Here is a 21,080-nt window from a genome sequence, read left to right as displayed (position 1 = left end):
GCAGGGGTCTGGACGCGGTCCCCTATCGCCTGCGTCCCGGCGCAATCACTTCGTTGTTGGCGCTCGATATCTCCTTCACCGTCGAAAGGACCCGGACTCTCGCACCGGCCGTATCGGCTCCGGGCGCCACACGAAGGAGGGCTGTCGTCGTTCGCGGGCGCAGGTCGTTCGGCGCTTCGAGGGGCGCTATCACAGTTTGAGCCAGGATTTCATTGTCGGCCCCCACCAGTTGCAGTTGCGCTTCGGGCGCGCCGATCGAGCCAAGCGAATGGACAGCGACTTCCAGAATATCGCCGCGCCACCTCATCTCATGTGATCCTATCGCCAGGTCGGGGCGCGCAAGGATATCGACCTCGGGACCGTCCAGTTTGAGATCAACGACGGTCGTGACGCCGGGCGCGAAGGTCAGGTCCAGCGTCTGGTCGCGACCGAAATCAAAGGCGCGCGGCGACGAGGAGGCATCGGCGTGGTCGTCTCCGTCCGCATCAACGCCCTGACGCATCGTCCAGGATCCTGTCGAAACGCCCGCTCCGGTCAGGACGGCGTGGATGGGCGCGTCCGACAGATTGTGGGCGAGGATGCGGAAACCGGTCGGGCTGGGCTCGCGCACCAGCACGGCCAGCTTCCCGGCGTCCGCTTCCTGATCGAACCGCCAGCCGATCAGATGGCCGGGCACGATGGCGTTGCGCCACAGGGCGACGCCGCCCAGCCGTTGACGCTGCAGCTCCACGGTAGGGATTTCGACCCGGTCCACCCACCAGTGATCCTCGGTCATCATAGGCATTCGGAACCCGGCGTCCCTGCGCAGGCCGTCGTAGAGCCGCTCCAGATAGGTCTTGTCGCCGGTCGCGGCCCAGGCGCCGTGCAGCGCAAGCGGCGCGGCGTTCGGCGAGCGGGCGGCGGCGATCCAGGCCTCGGCCAGTTCGGGGCGGTTCAGCGCGGTCGGAATGTCCGAAGTGATGATCCCGGCCAGGGATCCGGCGCCGCCGCTGCGCAGAACCTGTTCGATGGGGCGCAGATAGCGGTCATCCCCCGTCCAGCGCCAGGCCGCCCACATCAGCAGATTCGTCTGTTGCGGGCTGGCGCCGCCGCGCGTCGCGCCGTCGGGCCAGTTGATCTCGGTCGGATAGGTCCACAGGCCCTGGGCGTCCTGCTTGCCGTGAGCCAGATAGCCATCGGCCAGTTCCAGCAGAAGCCGTTTCAACTCCGGCGACCCGTTCCAGTCCACCAGCAGGATGCCGGGATGGAAGATCATGTAGGAATAGGGCTTGGACCATTGCCACGGCGTCTCGGTGACCACGTGATCGCCGCTGAAATAGTTGCTGACCAGCAGTCGGTTACCCTGCGGATTGACGGCCGTCAGATCCTGATAGCGGATCGCCGTCTCCATCAGCCGTTCCAGCGTCAGGGGGTCGCCGGGATTCATATAGGCTGACTGGCTGATGGCGTTGACGCCCTCCTCATAGACATGGAGCTCGTCAGTCACGATGGTCCCGAGACCCCTGGTGAACATGCCGTTGCGGTAGATGGCGTCGATCATGGCGCTGAGAGAGGCGTTCAGCTTGTCGGGTTCGACCCCCATCAGGGCCAGGCCGGGCCACTGGTTCGTCAGGTCTGTGTCGTCGGAAAGACCGCCGCCGAACTCGCCCTCGACCTGACGGTTGTCGATCCACCAGTTCACGAAGTCGGCCGCCTGTTTCAGCGCCTGGGTCTGGCCCCAGGCCCAGGCCGGAACGCCCTCGGGCGCCGGCTCCAGCGCGACAGGCGGCAGGGGCTGCTGCGGGTTCCATTCCGCCCAGTAGCGCACGCCGCCCGGATGTCCGGGATTGACCCGCAACAGGTCCGTCAGATCTTCATAGAAGCGGTTGAACAATCCCAGTTCGCGGGTGTTCTGGCGTTCCTCGACCAGGAAGCCGTAGTTGTCGCGCACCTGTTCGAACCGGTCCTGCTCGTGCTCGATCCGCGCCTCCTCGCGGCTCTTGAACACCAGGGCGACCTTTGCGCCGTCCAGACTGTCCGCGCCGAAGGCCGGGTCCGCCGAGACGACGGTGAAATAGATCCCCTTGCCTGACGGCAGGATCCGGTCGCGCGTGTCCAGCCAGAGGGTGCGCGCCTCGCCCGGCTTGACCGAGACATTGACGTCCATCAGGTCGCGGGTCGGCGTCAGCGGATCCTTGATGCGGATGTTCAGCGGGATCAGGCCGTCGCGCGTGGGGGCGATGTCCAACGCCGGCAAGGTCAGTTCGATTCCGTCCAGTCCGCCGAAATTCTCGTAGCCGAACACGGGTCCGCCCCGGCTGAGCGGCAAACCCGGCGCCTGGGTGCGGAAGTCCTGAGGGATGACGACATGAACGATGGGCCGCGCATCGCCAGATCGGCGCGTGCGCGGCAAGGTCGGAGCCCCGCCGGGCAGGGCGGCGACGATGGTCTGCTCCTCAGCCGGATAGCGGCCGGCGATGAAATCGGTCGCGTCTTTGACCGTCGTGTAGTTCGGATCGACGTCGGCGCGGATGGTGAAGTCGAAACGGCCGATCCCGGCGGGCGCGGCGCCGGGCGAGACGCGATAGGCGCCGATCTCTTCGATCGGGGTTTCCTGGGCCTCGTTGACGAAGCGGACGGCGCCGCCTGTGCGTTCGACCGAGAGGCGGGTGGTGGTCCGCTCCGCCCCCTGACGTCGCCGGGCCAGCAACTCGCCCTCATCCGTCACCTGGGCCGATCCCGCGGGAACCGTTCCGTCCGTCAGGACCGACAGTCGGCCATAGGCCGCGCCCTGGATCTCGATCTGGTTCCAGGGCTCGTCGGGCAGGAACCATGTCCCCGCCTTGCCGCCCATCGAATAGACGTTCCAGTCAGGCAGGGTGAAATAGTCATGCCGCCCCTCGAGACGCGAGCGGTTGTAAACGCCGGGCCAGGTGGTCTCGCGGATGCCGTCGTTGCCCTTCCACATGCGTTGGGCGACATCGCGCTGGTCGGTGAATTCGACACGGCGGATGCGCGTGCTCGCGTCCGCCAGATAGGGCGGCGGCGCGCCGTCGAAGCCATGGCGGCGGTTCCAGGTCGGCCGCCAGTCGATCGCGGCCGTCGCGGGCGTCGGCTCCCGGTTTTCGGCCAGGGCGGCTGCAGCCGCGTCGTCCAGCGCATGATCGTAGATGCGGATCTCGTCCAGATCGCCGCCACGCAGGAAGTTGTAGCGGCTCTGCACCTGGATGGGGCTGATGATGCGGCTGTGCGGTCCGAACTGGTCCAGTCCCGCATCCAGCAGGGCGGGCTGATCCTTCCGTGCGACCAGCCGGCCGTCGACATAGAGTTTGACGCCGGTGGTCTCGTCCCAGGTGAAGGCGATGTGGGTCCATTGGTCGGACGCGGGCGTCTGGGGCATTTCCCACGAGACGCGCACTCGCGCCAAGTTGGCGTCGGTGACGAAGGCGTCGAAGCCGTGACCATTCCAGTCGATGCGCAGGAAGGTCATGTCCCAGCTGGAATGGTTGGCGTAGCTGACGCGGAACAGCGGGAACTGGTTCTGTCCCACCGGATAACGGGAACGCCAGAAGAAGGAGAGGGCGCCGCGCTGGGCCTGGATATTGCCGGGCGCGGACCAGGCCAGCACCTGATCGTCCTGCGCCTGAAGATAGCCGCCCGAGCGCCCGCCCTCGGACACTATGGCGACCTTGTCGACAAAGGTCGGCTCGGCCTGTCCGCCGGCGACGTCCGCCTTCAGGCTCCGGTCGGCGGAGAGGTGGAACAGCAGTCCGTCGTCCGCCCGCGCCGCGCCGGAGAAGAGAGGCGCGCACAGGGCCGCGCTCGCCATCAACAGGGTGCTCAGTCTCATGATGTCCTCCCACGTCCTGCGTCTGCCGCGCTGGATCATGTGTTTGCGACCTGGGTCCCGCCTGTTCAGATCACGACCTGATACCGGTGTCAAAAACCTTGATCGGACGAATCCGAGCCCCACTGGCGCGGTCGGCATGTCGAGGGTCCGAAACGGGGCTGCCAGCCAATGTTCACCACTGGCTCAACGCAGCCGTTCCCGATGGCCTCAGGGGCAAGCTGCTGAGGGTCGGTCTCAGCTTGCGCTTGTTCCTGAGTGGTTTTGAGCGGGCGCTAAGTGGTCCTGACAGTGTGTCAGGACGAATAGAATTGACAGTCTCGTACAGTGTGTTCCATACACTGTGCGTCACACACTATGTGGCGACAGGTGAGGCGAGGCGGCGTGGACAAGGCGGTGTTCGAGGCGATGCGGCTGGAGCTGCGGCGAGGGTCGCTGGTGCTGGCGGTGCTCGCCTGCCTGCGGACCGAGCGCTACGGCTACACCCTGCGTCAGGCCCTGGCGGCGGACGGCCTGGAGATGGAGGAATCCACCCTCTATCCGCTGCTGCGGCGTCTGGAGGGGCAGGGGCTGCTGACCAGTGAATGGCGCGAGGAGGAGAAGCGGAAAAAGCGCTTCTACGTCCTGTCGCCGCAGGGCGAGACCCTGCTGGCCGCCCTGACCGAGGAATGGCGCGGCATCAACGCCTCGCTGGATCGAATGCTGTGAACGCTCGGGGGAGGAAGACCGACATGGACGTGATCGAACGCTATCTGGAGGCCGTGGCGGCCCAGCTGCCGACCGAGGACCGCGAGGACATCGTCGCCGAACTGCGCGACCTGATCCTGAGCCGCGTCGAGGCGCGCGAGGAAGAACTGGGCCGGGCCCTGACCGACGACGAGAAGGAGGCGATCCTGCACGAGATCGGCCATCCCCTGGTCGTCGCCGCCCGCTATCGCAAGGGGCCGGACAGCCTGATCGGACCCGAGCTGTTCCCCTATTGGCTGTTCGGAGCCAAGGCGGGGTTGATCGTCATTGCGGCGGTGCAGGCGCTGGGGTTGCTGGTCCATGTGTTGGGCGCGCCAGCCGATTTCGGACGGGCGATCAGCCAGGCCTTCCACGGCTTCTTCTCCGGCGCGCTGACCCTGCTGGGAGCGTTGACGCTGGCCGGGGCGATCATGGAGCATTACGGCATCAAGCCCGCCTGGCTGACGAAATGGCGGGTGCGCGACCTGTCGGCCTTTGGTCTGGCTGATCCGGCCAAGTGGGGCGCGTCCATGGCGGGAAGCGACAAGGCGAAGGCGGAATGGCTGCCCAAGGGGGCGAAGGTCTGGGGCGTGCGCGCCGAGGCGCCGCGCATAGCCGAGGTCCTGTGGTCCATCGTCTTCAGCGGGATTTTCCTGCTGTGGTGGATGGGCGTGATCCGTTTCGAGGGCCTGGGTCAGTTCACGCTGCGGAGCGGCGAGGTGGCGGTGGCCGCAGCGCCGATCTGGGCCAGCCTGTATGGCGTGATCCTGGCCTGGGTGGTGGCCGTGATGGCGGTGGACGCCATCGCCCTGGCGCGCGGCGGAGCGGATCGGATCACTTGGGCGCTGAGGATTCCGCTGGCGGGCGCGGCCGTCTGGATCGCCTGGCGGCTGTTCGATGCGGGCTGGTGGTTCACGCTGAGCCAGGGCGAACAGGTCGCGCCGGTCGTGGGCGGTCCGGCCGACCGGATCGGCACGGAGTTGCTGCGGGCCTTGCGTCTGGAGGGGCGCGGACTGGAAGAGACCGCCGTGACCCTGGGGGCCGTCCTGAGCTGGGTGCTGGTGATCGCCATGATCGGTTACGGTTTCAGCATCGTGCAGAACCTGTGGCGCATCGCGACGGCCCGCGACCGCTGAGCCGGTCGGCGCCGTCATGTCCGAAAACCGCGAGACAGGGCGGCGGCGAAGGCGCAGGGTGCGGGCATGGAAAACGCCCGCGACAGTCTGGATCAGGAGGCCTGCTATCGGGCCGTCCTGACGCGTGACCCGCGTTTTGACGGACGGTTCTTCACCTGTGTGAAGACCACGGGAATCTATTGCCGGCCGGTCTGTCCGGCGCGGACGCCCCGGCGCGAGAACATGAGCTTCGTCGCCTCGGCGGCGGCGGCGGAGGAGGCGGGGTTTCGCGCCTGCCTGCGCTGTCGGCCCGAGACGGCGCCCGACATGGGGGCGTGGCGCGGCACCTCGAATACGGTGAGCCGGGCCTTGGGTCTGATCGACGCGGGCGCTCTGGATAGCCACTCCGAGTCTGGAGGCGACGTCGATGCTCTGGCCGCGCGGCTGGGGGTGGGCGAACGGCATCTGCGCCGCCTGTTCCGCCAGCACCTGGGCGCGGCGCCGGTCAGCGTGGCCCAGACCCGGCGGGTGTTGCTGGCCAAGGCCCTGATCCATCAGACCGATCTGGGCATGGCCGAGGTGGCTCTGGCGTCCGGGTTCGGCAGCGTCCGGCGCTTCAACGAGACGTTTCAGCGGCTCTACGGGCGGCCGCCCTCGGCCCTGCGACGACGGGCGGAGAAGGCCGGCGACGGCGGGATTAGGCTGAGCCTGCCATACCGCGCCCCCTATGAGATCAAGGCCATGCTGGCGGCGCTGGCGGCGCGCGGCGAGGTGGTGGAAGGCGGCGTCTGGCGGCGTGCTCTCACGGCCGAGGCCGACGGCGCGACCGGCGAGGTTTCGGCCCGCTTCGAGGATGGGAACCGGCTGGCGGTCACGGTCGCGATCGCAGACCTGAAGGCCCTGCCTGGCGTTCTGGCGCGGGTGCGGCGAGTGTTCGACCTGTCGGCGGACCCGGAGGCGATCCAGCATGACCTGGCGGCGGACGCCCTGCTCGCCCCTCTGGTGCGGGCGCGGCCCGGCCTGCGTCTGCCCGGCGACTGGCTGGACGCGGGCGTTGATATGGCCAGCGACCGGCTCGAGGACGCCCGGCTCGCGGGCAGAGCCGAACAATGGCGGCCGTGGCGGGCCTATGGGGCGCTGCACCTGCGCGAAGCGGGGATCGACGACGCGCATCTGATGGAGAACGGCGATGAAAAAGACGCAGCCTGAAGCCTTCACCCTCGACCGCATCGCCTCGCCGGTGGGCGAGGTCCTGCTGGTCACCGACGACGAGGGGGCGGTGCGGGCCTTCGACTTTTCGGACTACGAGCCGCGGATGCTGAAGTTGCTGACGCGTCACTATGGCGAGGTGAAGTTGCGCGAAGGTCGAGCGCCCGAGGCGGTTCGGGCGGCCATCGCCGCCTATTTCGGCGGCGACGCCACGGCGCTGGACGGGATCGCGGTGAAGACCGGCGGCACCGACTTCCAGCGCGCGGTCTGGGCGGCGCTGCGCACCATTCCGGCGGGCGAGACCTGGAGCTATGGCCGGTTGGCCTCGGCCATCGGCAAGCCCGCCGCCGTGCGCGCCGTGGGTCTGGCCAACGGAGCCAATCCCGTCGGGGTCATCGTGCCCTGCCACCGCGTGGTCGGGGCCAACGGGACGCTGACCGGCTATGCTGGCGGACTGGAACGCAAGCGCTGGCTGCTGGCGCACGAGAGCGCCGCGCCGCGCCTTATCTGAACGGCGAGGTGAACTGGGCGGGAGCCAGGGCGCGGGGGGTGAAGCGGGCCTCGCGCACGGCGCCGTTGAAATAGTTGACGCGGTTGATGCGCGTGCCGACCGAGGATCGGCCGGGGCCTTGCGGCTTGAAGGCGATCTCGGCCTCGGTTTGCAGTTCGCCGTTGACGAAGGAGCGATAGGTGGTCCCGTCGAAGGTCTGGGCGACGTGGGCCCATTGGCCGAGCGGATGCAGCTTGCTCGTCTCGATCAGGGGCTTGTTGTAGCCCTCGCCCTTGGTGAAGGCGTCCAGATACCAGCCGCCCTCGACCACGCGGATTTCGAACATGATGCGCGTGCCGGGGCCGCCCGGCGCCTCGTCCGACTGCAGGTGGAACCAGCGCTGCTCGAAGGGGCCGCCGTCGGGGCGGAAGACGGCCTCGAAGGTGAAGGTCTCGGCCCCCGCCAGCGGATGGCGGTCGATGAACAGGGCGTCGTCCACGCCGTCGAAGCGGACGGCGGCGCCCATCAGAGTGTCGATGATCTGCGGCGCGCCCTCGACATGGGTGGTCTCGCCGCCGATGTCCGTCAGGCGGTCGAAGGTCCAGACAATCTGGTCCGGCTGGGTGGCGACCTCGAAGGAGGCGCAGGCGGACAGGGGCGCAAAGGTCAGAGGCGCGAGCGCCAGCGGGGCGGCCAGAACGGCGCGGCGGTTCAAGGTCATGCAGCTTCCCCTCAGGCGGCGCCGTCAAGAAAGAGGCGGCAGGCCGGATTGTCGGTCTCGTCCACATAGGGGTAGCCGAGGGCGTCCAGCGCGGTCCAGAGGGCGGGAGCCTGATCCGGCGCCACGTTGATGCCGGCCAGCACCCGGCCGACGTCGTCGCCGTGGTTGCGATAGTGGAACAGGGTCAGGGTCCAGGCGGGCTGCAGACTGTTGAGGAAGCGCAGGAAGGCGCCGGGGCGCTCGGGAAACTCGAAGCGCAGCAGCCGTTCGTGCGGCAGGCCGATGGTGCGTCCGCCGACCATGTAGCGGACGTGCAGCTTGGCCGTCTCGTTGTCGCTCATGTCCTCGACAGCGTAGCCATCGGCGCGCAGGCGCTCGATCAGGTCTTCCTTTTCCTGCCCTATCGCCTCGCGCGCGGCGTTCGGCTGCTTGAGGGCGCCGCCGCTGAGCGAGACGCCGACGAAGATCTGGGCCGTGCCGTCGCCGGACCAGCGGTAGTTGAACTCGGTCACCGAGCGGCCGTCGAGGCTTTGCAGGAAGCGGTGGTAGTCGTCGCGACGGTCGGGCATCGCCACGGCCAGCAGGGCCTCGGCGCCCTCGCCGATCTCGGCCCGTTCTGCGACGTGACGCAACCGGTCGAAGTTGACGTTGGCGCCCGAGTTGATCGCGACCAGGGCGCCGCGGCCCGGATGACGTGCGGCCCAGACCTTCAGCCCGGCCAGGGCCACGGCGCCTGAGGGCTCGGCCACGGCGCGGACGTCGTCGAAGATGTCCTTCACCGCCGCGCAGATGGCGTCGGTGTCGACCAGGACGATCTCGTCCAGCAGATCGCGGCACAGGCGGAAGGTTTCATCGCCGGCGCGGCGCACCGCCACGCCGTCAGCGAACAGGCCGACCTGATCCAGGGTCACGACCTGACCGGCGTCCAGCGCGCTCTTCATCGTCGGGGCGTCGGCGGGCTCGACGCCGATGATCCTGGTCTCGGGGCGCAGGAAGCGGACGATCGCCGCGACCCCCGCCGCCAGACCGCCGCCGCCGATGGGGACGAAGACGGCGTCGATGGAGTCTGGGTGCTGACGCAGGATTTCGAGGCCGACGGTGCCCTGCCCGGCGATGACGTCAGGGTCGTCGAAGGGGTGGACGAAGGCGGCGCCGGTCTCCTGTTCCAGCTTCCGCGCGTGGGCGTAGGCGTCGTCGAAGCTCTCGCCGTGCAGGACCACCTGACCACCAAGAGCCTTGACCGCCGCCACCTTGATGCCCGGCGTGGTGGTCGGCATGACGATGGTCGAGGTCGCGCCGCGTTTCGCCGCCGCCAAGGCCACGCCCTGGGCGTGATTGCCCGCCGAGGCGCAGATGACGCCGCGCCCCAGCTCGGCTTCGCTCAGGTTGGCGATGCGGTTGTAGGCGCCGCGGATCTTGAACGAGAAGACGGGCTGCAGATCTTCGCGCTTCAGCAGGGCGGGGCGGTCGATCCGCGCCGAAAGCCGCTTCAGCGGGTCCAGAGGGGTTTCCTCGGCCACGTCATAGACGCGGGCGGTCAGGATGCGACGGACGGTGTCTTGCACGAAATTCTCGATCAATAGGCGCGGTGCAGCGGATGCGTGTTCCGGTTTAGGGGCGTGGGGCGACAATGAGAATGGAAATTGCGTGATGTCGCTCTGTCTTTCGCGGGCGAGAGACGCCTTTGCGCCCTTTCCGCTTGCGCCGTGTGCGGAACGGCCTACATTGCGCCTGCTTATGCTAACTTTGAGCATAAGTCGGGGCCGCGCAGACAGTCGCAAGGGAGTTGAGGTGATGGCGGACGGCGCTTTCGGTCTGTCGCGGGAACTGGCGGAAGAGACCGCTCCCGTCTGGGAGAAGGTCAAGGGTCTGGTGACTCCGCTGGAGTGGCCGGAACAGGCGAAACTGATCAGCGAGATCAATGCGCTCAAGAAGGCGCGCGACGCCGTCATCCTGGCCCACAACTATATGACGCCCGAGATCTTCCACGGGGTCGGCGACTACGTCGGCGACAGCCTGGGCCTGGCCAAGGAGGCGGCGCGTTCGGACGCCAAGGTCATCGTCCAGGCGGGCGTGCACTTCATGGCCGAGACGTCGAAGATCCTGTCGCCGGACAAGACCGTGCTGATCCCCGACCTGCGCGCGGGCTGTTCTCTGGCCTCGTCGATCACGGGGGCGGACGTGCGCCTGATCAAGCAGCGCTACCCCGGTTTGCCGGTCGTCACCTATGTGAACACCACCGCCGATGTGAAGGCCGAGACCGACATCTGCTGCACCAGCGCCAACGCCGTTCAGGTGGTGGAGTGGGCGGCGAAGGAATGGGGCGTCGACAAGGTCATCCTGATCCCTGACGAGTTTCTGGCGCGCAACGTCGCGGCGCAGACGAACGTCGGCATCATCGCCTGGAAGGGCCGCTGCGAGGTGCATGAGCGCTTCACCGCCGACGACATCGCCGACATGCGCGCCGCCTATCCCGGCGCGGAAATCCTGGCCCACCCGGAATGCCCCGAGGACGTCCTGGCGGCGTCGGATTTCGCCGGATCGACGGCGGCGATGATCGACTATGTCGAGGCGAGGAAGCCGAAGCAGGTGGTGATGATCACCGAGTGCTCGATGGCCTCGAACGTCAAGGGCGACGTGCCCGGCGTCGACTTCATCGGCCCGTGCAACCTGTGCCCGCACATGAAGCGGATCACCCTGGAGAACATCCGCGACTGCCTGCGCGACATGAAGTTCGAGGCGACGGTGGAGCCGGACATGGCCGAGCGCGGTCGTCTGGCCGTGCAGCGGATGATCGACCTGCCTCCGCCCGCCATCCCGGCGCGCTATGACCTGATCAAGGCCCGGCACCACGTCGATGTGGAGCTGATCTGAGGTCCTGCGGCGATGCGGCCCGTTGCGGGTCGCGCGCCGCACGCCCAGTTCGACGACATGAGCGACATCGACAACACCACGCCCCATTCCGGCCGCCGTCCTGGTCCCTGGGATCTGCCGCCTGAAGCGGCCGCCCCGCCGCCCGAGCCTGCGCGCGCGCGCCCATCCGCGCCGCTGGAGGACAAGGGCCAGCATCCGGGCTGGGCCATCGCCTCGACCCTGCTGATGGCGGGCTTCCTGTGGTGGATCACCGGCAGCGTGGTCGTGGCGGGCGCCGTCCTGTTCGGCCTGTTCGTCCACGAATACGGACACGTGCTGGCGATGAACAAGCTCGGCATGGGGCCGGCGCGCATCTACATCATTCCCTTCCTCGGCGGACTGGCCAAGGCGCAGCGCGAGCCGAAGACGGAGTGGCACGGGGTGCTGGTCTCGCTGGCGGGGCCGGCTTTCGGCCTGATCGCCATGATCCCCTTCGTGGCCGCGGGCCTGTGGCTGCGCTCGCCCGAGTGGCTGATGGGCGCCTTCTTCATCGCCATGATCAATCTGGTGAACCTGCTGCCCGCCCCGCCGCTGGACGGGGCCAAGGCGCTGGGGCCGGTGCTGACGCGGGTCCATCCGCGGCTGGAGCAGGTCGCCCTGCTGGCCGTCGGCGGTCTGGCCGTCTGGTGGGGACTTTCGACGGGGCGGCTGATCCTGGCGGTCTTCCTCGGCATCGCCGTCTTCAGCCATCTGAAACGCGGGGTGTGGCGCGCAGGGTGGGGGCAGCTCAGCTGGCCCGAGGCGGGTCGCAGCCTGGCCCTCTATCTGGCCACGGCGGCGGTCTGTGCGGCGGCGGCCATCGGCGCCCTGCTGCCGCTGACCGGCGGGGCGGTGGAGCCGGCCTTCGACATGGGCCTGAGATTCATCGGCGTGGGAGGCCGCTAGACGCATGGCGCGCATCCGGCATGACGGGCCGCTGGTCATCGGCGGCGGGCTGGCGGGGCTGTCGGCCGCGCTGGAGGCCGCGCCGGCGAAGACTCTGGTGGTCACGCCGGAACCGCTGCTGAACGCCTGCTCCTCGGCCTGGGCCCAGGGCGGACTGGCGGCGGCCCTGTCGCCGAAGGACAGCGCCTTGCTGCACGCCCAGGACACCGAGGGCGCGGGCGCCGGTCTGGTCGAGCCGCAGGCCGCGCGCGCCCTGACCGAGCGCGGGCGCGAGACGGTGGAATGGCTGGCCGCCCTGGGCGCGCCCTTCGACCGCGACGAGACGGGCGGCTTCTCCGTCTCGCTGGAGGCGGCCCACAGCCTGCCGCGCGTGGCGCGGGTCGGCGGCGACGGCGCCGGACGGGCCATCCTGTCGGCGGTGGTGGCGGCGGCGCGGGCGTCGAAGCATATCGAGATCTGGGAAGACGGGCGGCTGCGCGGCCTGATCCAGGACGTGAACGGCCGGGTGCGCGGCGCCCTGATAGAGCGGGCCGGAGGACGGGTGGACGAGGTCTTCGCGCCTGCCGTGGTTCTGGCCACCGGCGGGGTCGGCGGGCTGTATGAAGTGACGACCAACCCCTCGGCCCTGCGCGGCGAGGGTCTGGCCTTGGCCTATGGGGCGGGGACCGAGATTCTCGACCCGGAGTTCGTGCAGTTTCATCCCACGGCGATCGACGTGGGGCTGGACCCGGCGCCGCTGGCGACCGAGGCCCTGCGCGGCGAGGGGGCGCGGCTGGTCGACGGGAGCGGCGCCTATCTGCTGGGCGATCACCCCGACGCCGATCTGGCCCCGCGCGACATCGTGGCGCGGGTGGTGCACGCCGCGCGGGCCGACGGGCGCGGGGCGTTTCTGGATGCGACCAGGGCCGTGGGCGAGGCCTTCCCCCACGAGTTTCCGGCGGTCTTCGCCGCCTGTATGCGCGCCGGGCTGGACCCGCGCGTCAGCCCCATTCCGGTGGCGGCGGCGGCTCATTACCACATGGGCGGCGTCGTCGCTGACGACGAGGGGCGGACCGGCGTGCCGGGCCTCTACGCCATCGGCGAATGCGCCGCGACCGGGGTGCACGGCGCCAATCGTCTGGCCTCCAACTCCCTGCTGGAGGCGGGCGCCTTCGGGCGTCGCGCGGGGCGGGCGGCGGCGCAGGACGTCCAGCCGGCCAAGGCCGCGCTGAGACCGGCGCGGGCGTCCAGAGACCTGCCGCCCGAAGCCATGGCCGAACTGCGCGTCGCGATGACCCGGTTTGCGGGGGTGGTGCGCGACGAGGAGGGGCTGAGCGCCCTGATGGCCGTGGTCGACCGGCTGATGAAGGCGCATCCCGACGCCGTGGTCCTGACCGCAGCGCGTCTGATCGCCGAGGGCGCGCTGAACCGCCGCGAGAGCCGGGGCGGGCACTATCGCGCCGACTATCCCGACAGCCTGCCGACGGCCGAGCATACGCGGATGCGGCTGACGCCTGTCGGCGCCGACGAAGAGGCGGCGATTATCGCCGCACTCGCCGCCATCATCTGATTACGAAGGACGCCTGCGTGACCCGAACCCTGCCGGACCTGCTGATCGAGCCCATCGTGCGGATGGCTTTGGCCGAGGACCTGGGCCGCACCGGCGACGTGACGGCCCAGGCCTGCATCCCCGAGGACGCGCGGTTCAGCGCGGTCTTCGCCGCGCGTCAGGCGGGCGTGATGGCGGGCGGGGCCGTGGTTCGGATCGCGGTTGAGGCCATGGATCCAACGGCGACGGTGACGGTCCGGGTCGCCGACGGCGAGGCGTTCGAGGCCGGAACCGTGCTGGTCGCGGTCGAGGCCAAGGCCCGCGCCCTGCTGGCGGCCGAGCGGACGGCGCTGAACCTGCTGGGCCGGATGTGCGGCATCGCCACCCTGACGCGAACCTATGTGCAGGCGGTCGCCGGGACGAAGGCGCGCATCGCCGACACCCGCAAGACCACGCCCGGCCTGCGCGCGCTGGAGAAGCACGCGGTGGCCTGCGGCGGCGGGCTGAACCACCGCTTCGGTCTGGATGACGCCATCCTGATCAAGGACAACCACGTCGCCGTCTGTGGCGGGGCGGGCGAGGCGGTGCGCCGCGCCAAGGCCTTCGCCCCGCACCTGATGAAGGTCGAGGTTGAGGTCGACGGCCTGGATCAGCTCGACGAGGTCCTGCCGGAACGGCCTGATGTCGTCATGCTGGACAACTTCAGCCTGGCCGATCTGGAGGCGGCGGTGCGCCGTGTGAAGGAGAGCGCCTTCGGCCCTGTGGTGCTGGAGGCCTCGGGCGGGGTCACCCTGGCGAAGGTGGCGGCCATCGCGGCGACCGGGGTGGACGTGATCTCGGTCGGCGCCCTTACACACTCGGTTCCGCAGCTGGACGTGGGTCTGGACGCGCGCTGACGTCGGCGGGGGCGAACCAGCGACGCCGGATGGCGCGCTGCAGGGGGGCGTCGATCCATCGGTTGTAGAGATCGGCGGCGACGACGGCGGCCAACAGGCCCAGTCCCCACAGGCTCCAGGCCTGCCAGGCGACGGTTGCGGCGGCCGGGTGCAGCTGCTCGATGAGCGGCTGGATGACGCCGAACCAGACGGCGCCCGTGATCGTATGGGTCATGAACAGGCAGAAGCTGACGCGGGCGCCCCAGGCCGCGCCAGGGATCGGCCGGGTGGTCGGCAGGGCGCCGCAGCCCAGCACCACGACGCAGATGGCCAGGACGCTGATCATGTCCGGGCCGGCGACCGCGACATTGGCCAGCAGGACCGCGCCGCCGCCCAGACCGATCAGACGTGCGGTGCGCGGCGACCAGCCGCCGGTCTCCACGGCGCGCGCCAGCGTCAGTCCGACGAGGAAGAGCGGCGCGGCGCGGACCATGGCCCACTGGAACGGCAGGTCGAACAGGGAATGGTGCAGCAGCAGCAGGCTGAGCGCCTGTCCGCCGACCAGGACGCCCAGGCCCAGAGCCAGGGCCGGCAGCGCGCCGGACAGCCGCAACATGCCGCGCCACAGCCAGGGGAAGAAGGCGTAGCAGATCAGCAGCGCCGATAGCGTCCAGGCAGGGATGTTCCACTGTCCGCCGCCCAGGCCAAAGGCGTGCAGCAGCAGGATCTGCGCGGGCAGGCCGGACCACTCGAAGCGCTCGGCATGGGCTGGGGTGCGGCCGATGGCGGACGCCTCGAGCACCAGAAGGACCAGGATGAGCAGGGTGATCAGGTGGGTCGGATAGCTGCGGGCGAACCGCTTGAGCCAGAAACGAGCCGGGGTGATCCGCCCTGAAGCCACCCCGGCGCCATAGGCGCGGGCCAGCACGAAGCCGGACAGCATCAAGAAGAAGTCGGTCGCGAGATAGCCGCGCTCCCAGACGCTGTGCAGGGCGTGGAGCGGGATCGGAGCCTCGTCGCCGAAATGGAAGAGGACGACGAACATGGAGGCGAGGAAGCGCAAGGCGTCGAGCGCCCCGCCGCGAACAAGCGCGGGGGACGGAGGCAGGGCGGGGGTCGCTGTCGTCAAGGGCCGTCTCCCGCGCCCGGGGAGAGGCGCTTCGTCATCCGCTTCAGTCAGAACGCGCCGGGAACGTCTCTCCGTCGGAGATCGTTTCATTTTGACGAAAGGACAGCCCCATGAGCAAGACCCCCTCGGTTCCCAAGGAACAACGCAGTTTCGCCAACCACGGCGCGAGCGCGATCAGCGACATGGCGGACCGGCGTGACCTGGCCACCGGCGCCCAATCGGGTCAGCCCGGCGACGCGGACGTCAATACCGGACAGCAGGGCCGCTTCGGCAACCTGAAGCAGAACATGACGCCCCAGTGGAAAACGCAGGACCGCTGAGGCGGTTGAAGGCGGTTACTCGGTGATCGCGGCCTCGGTCGAGGCGGTGGTCGCTGGCGCGGTTGCGCCTTCGCGGGCCAGCATGGCGGAGTAGGCGACGGGACCGCTGGGCGAACGCGCGGGCTCCGCCGAGTCGAGGCTGGCCTGGATCAGGCGCGGCGCTTCGCTGGTGGAGGGACGCGGCGAGTAGCGGAAGGAGTCGCTGGAGCCCGACCGGCCGCCGAAGCGATAGAAGAGGTGATCGCCCACCTGGCCGACCCGTACCAGACTGTTGCGCCAGCGCGGCGTGACGCCGGTGGTGTGGAAGTGGGTCGCGTTGCCGACCGCTGCATAGACCCGACCCGACAGAGCCTGGGAGGCGACGTCGCGAGCGCGGTTCCAGGCGGCGCGGTTGACCGAGCCCCGCATGGAGCCGTTGCAGGTGAAGCTGAACTGGCAGCCGGTGCTGCGGTTCGAGCCCTGGTAGACCACGGCGCACACGGTCTTGGGGAAGGCCGGATGGCGGGCGCGGTTCAGGACGACCTGGGCCACGGCGCGCATGCCGTCGACGCCTTCGCCACGGGCTTCATAATAGGCGGCCTTGGTCAGGCAATCGAGATCGCGGGACTGATCCAGGGCGCTGCCGAGGCGGAAGGGCTGGGCGGCGGGATTGGTCAGGCTGGCGCGACGCAGGCCGTTCTGGGACTCTTCCAGGCGGGCGGTCAGCAACTCGGCCTGGCGGTCGCGCTGGGCGGCCCCGGCGACGGAATAGGGATCATGCCGATCGGCGATGGTCAGGGCGCTGGCGTCCAGACCGCCGGCTGCAGCAGTCATGGCTTCCTGGGTGTAGCCCTCGGAGCCGGCGCCTTGCAGGCGCTCCGCCTGGACGCGAACGGTTGAAGCCTGGGCGGCGACGCCGCCCAGATAGGCTCCACCGACGGCGAGGCTGACAACGCCGCCGAACGCCGCAGCCGCCGTCTTGGGGCGCAGGCGAATCGATTGGGCGGCGTGCATCAGCGCACGCGTCTGCGAAGAGAAACTCAAAGGCGTAGTCCTGTTCAGCAGGGCGAGGATGCCGCCCCTGTACTCGACGAAACCAGGCGACAAGACGCGTCGCGAACCGGCTCCGGACCAGAGATCGACGAACGGCCGACCTCCGGAAGGCGGGCCTTAAGCCATTCGTTTATGGCCTCAATGTGGTTGATTCGGCAATTGCTATTGCGGTGCAGCATTCCTTGAGCCGGTCTGAGACGCAGCAGAATGAAATCGCAATTGTGGCGTGTCTTGTCGCCAGAACATCTCTCCGTTGCTGTATTCGATTACGAGCACATGATTTCGAGCGATCTCGTCCGTGATCGAAAACCCTATTTGATGATAGATCTATACTTGTTCGACAAGTTCCAGCCATAGAGGGGAACTGATAGCCTCGACCTGCGTTGCAAGCTCAACCATTTCAAGGAGTTCTCGCCCATATGACCCGTCTCTCCACCCGCGCCGCCGCCGTTCTCGTTCTGGCTGTCTCGACGTTCGGCCTGGCCGCCTGCGGTCACACGATCGAGCAGAAGGCCGCGACCGGCGCCATTGCGGGCGCGGTGGTGGCCGGACCGGTCGGGGCGGCGGTCGGCGGCGCGGCGGGCGCCGCCGTCGGTCATGTCGACAAGCCCAACCGATAGTGGGTGCGCGCGCGGATCTGCCCGTTGGCGGCCGCGCGCGTTCTTATCGTCCGGGCGCCCGTCGGGACGCGATCGACGTCTAATTTACGTCCATCCAGCCTAGAATCGGCGGCAGCGCTTGATTTTTGCGCGGGATTCGGCTTTGGCAGCGCGCCGGGCCGTTCGCGCATCTGCACGCCCGCCGGGCCGCCACCGATCGGCGACCACCTCATCAGATTTCCAGGGAAGACCGCCTCTACGCATGCGAGACCTCAAACAAACCGGCTTCAACGACCGCATCTCCGCTCAACAGGACGCCAAGAAGGCCCTGCTGGCCAAGTTCAAGCCCAAGCCGACGGTTCAGGATCCCGAGTTCGAGAAGCTGGCCGAGAAGCGCGCCGCCGAGAAGGAGGCCCAGCGTCAGCAGTTCGAGCTGGAGAAGGCTGAACAGCGCCGTGAGAAGGCCGAGAAGGAAGCTGCTCGCCTGGCCGCCGAAATGGCCGCCCAGGACGAGGTCGACGCCGCCAAGCGCGCCGCCCGCAAGGAGCGCAAGCAGCTGACCAAGGAAGAGCAGAAAGCGGCCCGCGACGCCCGCTATGCGGCGCGCAAGGCGCGTCAGCGCTGATTTGACCTGATGACGGGCGGGACCGGGCGCTGGCCGGGTTCCGCCGTTTGCTCCGGCGACGGGCGAGGCCTTGTCCTGCAACGCCTGCGCGTCTTCAGCGTTACAGCCCCGATGATTCATGCGCGCAGGTCGACGTCGCCCTTGGCTGACGCGGAAAACGACCTAACTGCAGAGCTGGATCTTCGTTCGTTACGCATCAGGAGCAGACATGACCGCTTCCATCGACACCGGCCTGAAACCCAAGGAGCGCAGCGACGTCGCCCAGGAACTGTCCAAGGTTCTGGCTGACAGCTTCGCCGTCTATCAGAAGACGCACGGTTATCACTGGAACGTCCGCGGGCCGGAGTTCTTCAGCCTGCACAAGCTGCTGGAGCAGCAGTACAATGAAATCTGGGCCGCGCTGGACGATATCGCCGAGCGTATCCGGGCCCTGGGCGAACTGGCGCCGCAGAGCGCCTCGGCCTTCGCCAACCTGACCTCGATCAAGGACGGCGATCCCGAGAAAGACGCCAGCGCCATGCTCAAGGAACTGATCAAGGACCATGGCGTGCTGATCGCCACGGCCCGCGCCGCGCTCGACGCCGCCGACGAGGTGGGCGACGAGGCCAGCGTCGACCTGATGACCCAGCGTCTGGCGGCGCACGAAAAGGCCGCCTGGATGCTGCGTTCCAGCCTGGGCGACCGCTAGGTCCTCACGGAACAGTAATCTTCGGGCCTGAAAAGCGCCGGATTGGGCGGTCACTCAGATCACCCTCCGGCGCTCGCCAGCGCCGCATGATGGACGCTGGATGCTGAAAGGCCGACTGCCACAGCTGAAAACCACCGGACGCCGGGTCCTGGCCGCGGCGCCCATGGCCATGGCTGTCAGTCTGGCCGTTCTGGGCGTGGCCATGTCGGCCAGCTCGAGCGCGCGGCCCGATCTGGACCGCACCGCCGAGGCGGTGGCGCGCGCCACGGGCGGCGAACTGAGCCCGCGCGGCCTGCAACTGATCATGGCGCGGCTGGACCCGGGTCAACTGGCGGTGGCGCGTCGCGGGGATGCTGCGCTGAACCTGCCGGAGCTTTATGACCTGACGCCCGGGTGGGAGAGCCTGACCCTGGGCGGCAAGCCGTCGCTGGATCAGGGCGTGTCTGGCATCGCCGCCCAGCAGCTGAACGCGGCCATGCCCAACGCCTTCGGCGCCCTGCAGCCGGCCAAGCCCTTCGATCTGCGCCCGGCCACGGAGGCCGACCGCAAGCGCGCCCTGCGCTGCCTGACCCAGGCGGTCTATTATGAGGCGGCTCTGGAGCCGACCGAAGGGCAGGAGGGGGTGGCCCAGGTCGTGCTGAACCGCGTGCGCGATCCCAACTATCCGAACACGGTCTGCGGCGTCGTCTATCAGGGCGCCGAGCGGACCACGGGCTGCCAGTTCAGCTTTACCTGCGATGGGGCCTTGAGCCGCGCGCCGATCGCCTGGGCCTGGACCCGCGCCGCCCGCGTGGCCGAGCGCGCCCTGGCCGGCCATGTGGCGACGCGCGTGGGCACGGCGACCCATTATCACGCCGACTATGTCCATCCCTGGTGGTCGCCGACCCTGGCCAAGATCACCCAGGTCGGGGCGCACATCTTCTATCGCTGGAAGGGCGGGCCGGGTGAAAGCGCCGCCTTCGTCCAGAGGTCGGGCGGCCGCGAGCCGGTCATCGACGAGGCTCGCTTCGCCCGCCCGCGCATCCTGCTGGCGACCGCCGCAGACAGCGTCGAGGAAGCCCTGGCCGGGGCTGCGCCGAACCAGTTGCGCACGGTCGAGATCGACGGCCAGACCCGTGTCGTGGGCGTCGCCAGCCTGGGCGGCCGTCGTCAGGCCAGCAAGGACGAGATCGCCGCCATCAACGAAAGGCTGAAGGCGTATGAGGCCGCGCCCGCGCCGACCGTCACGGTCGCGCCACCGCCGCCCGGCGTCACCGCCATGGCGGTCGAGGAAGTCGGCAAGCCGGGGGCCTGAGCCGGCGGCTTGATGCGGTCAGGGCTGGAGAGCGATGACGCGCGTCTGTCCGGCGCTGTTCATGACGGCCGCCTGCGGCGACGGGCCGAGGCCGGGGGCTGTCATGAAGCCGTAGATGCGTTCCGCATCCTGCCAGCGGCCGCTGGAAGCCCTGAGGTCCGTGCGGATAGTCGTCCCGGCGGCCAGATCATGCCGACCGATGACGGGGCCGGCCTCGGTCGGCGCCACGAAGTAAACCGCGCCGCCGTGCAGGGTCACGAAGTCAGACTCGGCCTCGACGCCGGGCGCCAGAGCCTCGGTGAAATCGCGAACCGCCAGGGTGGCGGGGCTCGCCGCGCCATTGTCGTCGAGGCGGTAGAGAGCGTTGGGCGCTGTCTGGCGGTCGCGCAGATAGGCCTGCCCGCTGACCTGGTCGCGCAGAACCGCCCCGCCGGAACTGGAGAGATGGCAGAGGTGGAGGTCCGCGACGACCACGGCGGCGGAGCTGAAGCCGCTCGGCCCGGGCGCCAACAGGGTCCATTGGCAGGCGCCGTCTTCACGGCGAAGCAGGGCGATGCGCCCGGTGCTGAGGAGGATCGCTTCGGCGGGGGCGTCTCCGGGCAGGATCTCAACCGCCTGCACCTGGCCCTGGGCGTTGAGGCTGATCAGATGTGCGGGACGGCGACCGGTCGGGCGGGCGATCAGGACGTAGCCGTCCTGGGCTGGCGCGGCGTCATAGACACGGGTGAAGTCGGCCCCCTGGCCCAGGCCCAGGAACCGCAGGCGGCCGTCGGCGGCGCGGGTGACGCAGGCCAGTTCGCCGCGCGCGCCGGAGAAATAGCCGCTGCGAACCGACATCAGGCCGCATCCGAACGGCGTGGCGCCCGACGCGCCCGACAGGGCCTGAATCCGGGGTTCGGCGTTATAGGGATAGGCGGGCTGCGTCGAAGACAGAGCCCATCCACTGTCCTTGCGCAGGAAGACGAAAGCGCCGACATCCGCATCCCTGGCGGGCGCAGCCGGCGCGCTCGCGCACGCAGACAGACAGAAGACCAGGGCCGCCGTCATCGTCGCGCGCGTCGTCAAGCCCATGTCCTGTGGTCCTGTCTGTCTCCCGAAGAAGGGA

At 69.0% G+C, this 21,080-nt stretch carries 19 protein-coding genes; 13 read left to right on the top strand and 6 right to left on the bottom strand.

The window, feature by feature from the left end:
• Nucleotides 1–22: 22 nt before the first annotated feature.
• Nucleotides 23–3,829 carry a LamG-like jellyroll fold domain-containing protein gene (locus tag B4A39_RS05850; RefSeq protein ID WP_292034302.1) on the bottom strand — a complete coding sequence of 1,269 codons (3,807 nt, stop codon included), beginning with the start codon at nt 3,827–3,829 and terminating at the stop codon, nt 23–25.
• A 405-nt stretch (nt 3,830–4,234) separates the two neighbouring features.
• On the opposite strand from B4A39_RS05850, the gene B4A39_RS05845 reads away from it, so the two are divergent.
• The 4 genes from B4A39_RS05845 to B4A39_RS05830 all read left to right on the top strand — a co-directional run bounded on the left by B4A39_RS05845 (nt 4,235) and on the right by B4A39_RS05830 (nt 7,387).
• A complete protein-coding gene (locus B4A39_RS05845; protein ID WP_292034316.1) occupies nt 4,235–4,534 on the top strand; it encodes a PadR family transcriptional regulator in 300 nt (99 codons plus the stop codon).
• Between the two features lie 23 nt (nt 4,535–4,557).
• Nucleotides 4,558–5,688 carry a hypothetical protein gene (locus tag B4A39_RS05840; RefSeq protein WP_292034301.1) on the top strand — a complete coding sequence of 377 codons (1,131 nt, stop codon included), beginning with the start codon at nt 4,558–4,560 and terminating at the stop codon, nt 5,686–5,688.
• A gap of 66 nt (nt 5,689–5,754) precedes the next feature.
• Nucleotides 5,755–6,876 (top strand): bifunctional transcriptional activator/DNA repair enzyme AdaA, encoded by a 1,122-nt coding sequence (locus tag B4A39_RS05835; protein WP_292034300.1) that lies wholly within the window; start codon nt 5,755–5,757, stop codon nt 6,874–6,876.
• Entirely contained in the window at nt 6,857–7,387 is a 531-nt protein-coding gene (locus B4A39_RS05830; RefSeq protein ID WP_292034298.1) for a methylated-DNA--[protein]-cysteine S-methyltransferase, read from the top strand. The genes B4A39_RS05835 and B4A39_RS05830 overlap by 20 nt, the downstream gene beginning before the upstream one ends.
• Here the strand turns inward: B4A39_RS05830 and B4A39_RS05825 are convergent.
• A complete protein-coding gene (locus B4A39_RS05825; protein ID WP_292034297.1) occupies nt 7,380–8,087 on the bottom strand; it encodes a LamG domain-containing protein in 708 nt (235 codons plus the stop codon). The two genes, B4A39_RS05830 and B4A39_RS05825, sit on opposite strands and share 8 nt — an antisense overlap.
• Before the next feature lie 11 nt (nt 8,088–8,098).
• Entirely contained in the window at nt 8,099–9,652 is a 1,554-nt protein-coding gene (gene ilvA, locus B4A39_RS05820) for a threonine ammonia-lyase, biosynthetic (RefSeq protein WP_292034296.1), read from the bottom strand.
• A 229-nt stretch (nt 9,653–9,881) separates the two neighbouring features.
• Here ilvA and nadA point away from each other — a divergent pair, with 229 nt between their 5' ends.
• The 4 genes from nadA (at nt 9,882) to nadC (ending at nt 14,309) form a co-directional block, all read left to right on the top strand.
• Nucleotides 9,882–10,961: a quinolinate synthase NadA gene (gene nadA, locus B4A39_RS05815; RefSeq protein ID WP_292034295.1), complete on the top strand. Its 1,080-nt coding sequence runs from the start codon at nt 9,882–9,884 to the stop codon at nt 10,959–10,961.
• 12 nt (nt 10,962–10,973) lie between these two features.
• Nucleotides 10,974–11,885, top strand: coding sequence for a metalloprotease (locus B4A39_RS05810; RefSeq protein ID WP_292034293.1), 912 nt, complete (start codon nt 10,974–10,976; stop codon nt 11,883–11,885).
• Nucleotides 11,886–11,889: 4 nt separating this feature from the next.
• Complete coding sequence (locus tag B4A39_RS05805) at nt 11,890–13,434, top strand: L-aspartate oxidase (RefSeq protein WP_292034292.1); 1,545 nt, start codon at nt 11,890–11,892, stop codon at nt 13,432–13,434.
• Nucleotides 13,435–13,496: 62 nt separating this feature from the next.
• Entirely contained in the window at nt 13,497–14,309 is an 813-nt protein-coding gene (nadC, locus tag B4A39_RS05800; RefSeq protein ID WP_292034315.1) for a carboxylating nicotinate-nucleotide diphosphorylase, read from the top strand.
• Here the strand turns inward: nadC and B4A39_RS05795 are convergent.
• On the bottom strand, nt 14,263–15,417 hold the full coding sequence (locus B4A39_RS05795) for an acyltransferase family protein (RefSeq protein WP_292034290.1): 1,155 nt from the start codon (nt 15,415–15,417) through the stop codon (nt 14,263–14,265). The genes nadC and B4A39_RS05795 overlap by 47 nt on opposite strands.
• Nucleotides 15,418–15,527: 110 nt before the next feature.
• Between B4A39_RS05795 and B4A39_RS05790 the strand changes: the two genes are divergently transcribed.
• Nucleotides 15,528–15,737, top strand: a complete 210-nt coding sequence (locus B4A39_RS05790; RefSeq protein WP_292034289.1) for a hypothetical protein — start codon at nt 15,528–15,530, stop codon at nt 15,735–15,737.
• 15 nt (nt 15,738–15,752) lie between these two features.
• Here the strand turns inward: B4A39_RS05790 and B4A39_RS05785 are convergent, their stop codons facing one another.
• Nucleotides 15,753–16,760, bottom strand: a complete 1,008-nt coding sequence (locus B4A39_RS05785) for a cell wall hydrolase (RefSeq protein ID WP_292034288.1) — start codon at nt 16,758–16,760, stop codon at nt 15,753–15,755.
• 428 nt (nt 16,761–17,188) lie between these two features.
• On the opposite strand from B4A39_RS05785, the gene B4A39_RS05780 reads away from it, so the two are divergent.
• The 4 genes from B4A39_RS05780 to B4A39_RS05765 all read left to right on the top strand — a co-directional run bounded on the left by B4A39_RS05780 (nt 17,189) and on the right by B4A39_RS05765 (nt 19,975).
• The gene (locus B4A39_RS05780) at nt 17,189–17,389 is read left to right on the top strand and encodes a hypothetical protein (RefSeq protein WP_292034286.1); all 201 of its coding nucleotides are present in this window, start codon (nt 17,189–17,191) and stop codon (nt 17,387–17,389) included.
• Between the two features lie 241 nt (nt 17,390–17,630).
• Nucleotides 17,631–17,993: a DUF6481 family protein gene (locus B4A39_RS05775; protein WP_105564738.1), complete on the top strand. Its 363-nt coding sequence runs from the start codon at nt 17,631–17,633 to the stop codon at nt 17,991–17,993.
• Nucleotides 17,994–18,201: 208 nt separating this feature from the next.
• A complete protein-coding gene (locus B4A39_RS05770; RefSeq protein ID WP_292034282.1) occupies nt 18,202–18,681 on the top strand; it encodes a Dps family protein in 480 nt (159 codons plus the stop codon).
• A 100-nt stretch (nt 18,682–18,781) separates the two neighbouring features.
• The gene (locus tag B4A39_RS05765; protein ID WP_292034279.1) at nt 18,782–19,975 is read left to right on the top strand and encodes a cell wall hydrolase; all 1,194 of its coding nucleotides are present in this window, start codon (nt 18,782–18,784) and stop codon (nt 19,973–19,975) included.
• An 18-nt stretch (nt 19,976–19,993) separates the two neighbouring features.
• Here the strand turns inward: B4A39_RS05765 and B4A39_RS05760 are convergent, their stop codons facing one another.
• Nucleotides 19,994–21,040, bottom strand: coding sequence for a hypothetical protein (locus B4A39_RS05760; RefSeq protein ID WP_292034277.1), 1,047 nt, complete (start codon nt 21,038–21,040; stop codon nt 19,994–19,996).
• Nucleotides 21,041–21,080: the final 40 nt, after the last annotated feature.

Source organism: Brevundimonas sp. UBA4553 (assembly GCF_002387245.1).
Taxonomy (GTDB): domain Bacteria; phylum Pseudomonadota; class Alphaproteobacteria; order Caulobacterales; family Caulobacteraceae; genus Brevundimonas.
The sequence above is the reverse complement of the archived record's forward strand: the minus strand, read 5'-3'. Positions and strand labels throughout refer to the sequence as shown.

Bases quoted from the DNA above. Each gene is read 5' to 3' on its own strand.
- B4A39_RS05850 (WP_292034302.1), bottom strand. From the start codon at position 3,829: ATGAGACTGAGCACCCTGTTGATGGCGAGCGCGGCCCTGTGCGCGCCT.
- B4A39_RS05845 (WP_292034316.1), top strand. From the start codon at position 4,235: ATGCGGCTGGAGCTGCGGCGAGGGTCGCTGGTGCTGGCGGTGCTCGCC.
- B4A39_RS05840 (WP_292034301.1), top strand. From the start codon at position 4,558: ATGGACGTGATCGAACGCTATCTGGAGGCCGTGGCGGCCCAGCTGCCG.
- B4A39_RS05835 (WP_292034300.1), top strand. From the start codon at position 5,755: ATGGAAAACGCCCGCGACAGTCTGGATCAGGAGGCCTGCTATCGGGCC.
- B4A39_RS05830 (WP_292034298.1), top strand. From the start codon at position 6,857: ATGAAAAAGACGCAGCCTGAAGCCTTCACCCTCGACCGCATCGCCTCG.
- B4A39_RS05825 (WP_292034297.1), bottom strand. From the start codon at position 8,087: ATGACCTTGAACCGCCGCGCCGTTCTGGCCGCCCCGCTGGCGCTCGCG.
- nadA (WP_292034295.1), top strand. From the start codon at position 9,882: ATGGCGGACGGCGCTTTCGGTCTGTCGCGGGAACTGGCGGAAGAGACC.
- B4A39_RS05810 (WP_292034293.1), top strand. From the start codon at position 10,974: ATGCGGCCCGTTGCGGGTCGCGCGCCGCACGCCCAGTTCGACGACATG.
- B4A39_RS05805 (WP_292034292.1), top strand. From the start codon at position 11,890: ATGGCGCGCATCCGGCATGACGGGCCGCTGGTCATCGGCGGCGGGCTG.
- nadC (WP_292034315.1), top strand. From the start codon at position 13,497: ATGGCTTTGGCCGAGGACCTGGGCCGCACCGGCGACGTGACGGCCCAG.
- B4A39_RS05790 (WP_292034289.1), top strand. From the start codon at position 15,528: ATGAGCAAGACCCCCTCGGTTCCCAAGGAACAACGCAGTTTCGCCAAC.
- B4A39_RS05780 (WP_292034286.1), top strand. From the start codon at position 17,189: ATGACCCGTCTCTCCACCCGCGCCGCCGCCGTTCTCGTTCTGGCTGTC.
- B4A39_RS05775 (WP_105564738.1), top strand. From the start codon at position 17,631: ATGCGAGACCTCAAACAAACCGGCTTCAACGACCGCATCTCCGCTCAA.
- B4A39_RS05770 (WP_292034282.1), top strand. From the start codon at position 18,202: ATGACCGCTTCCATCGACACCGGCCTGAAACCCAAGGAGCGCAGCGAC.
- B4A39_RS05765 (WP_292034279.1), top strand. From the start codon at position 18,782: ATGCTGAAAGGCCGACTGCCACAGCTGAAAACCACCGGACGCCGGGTC.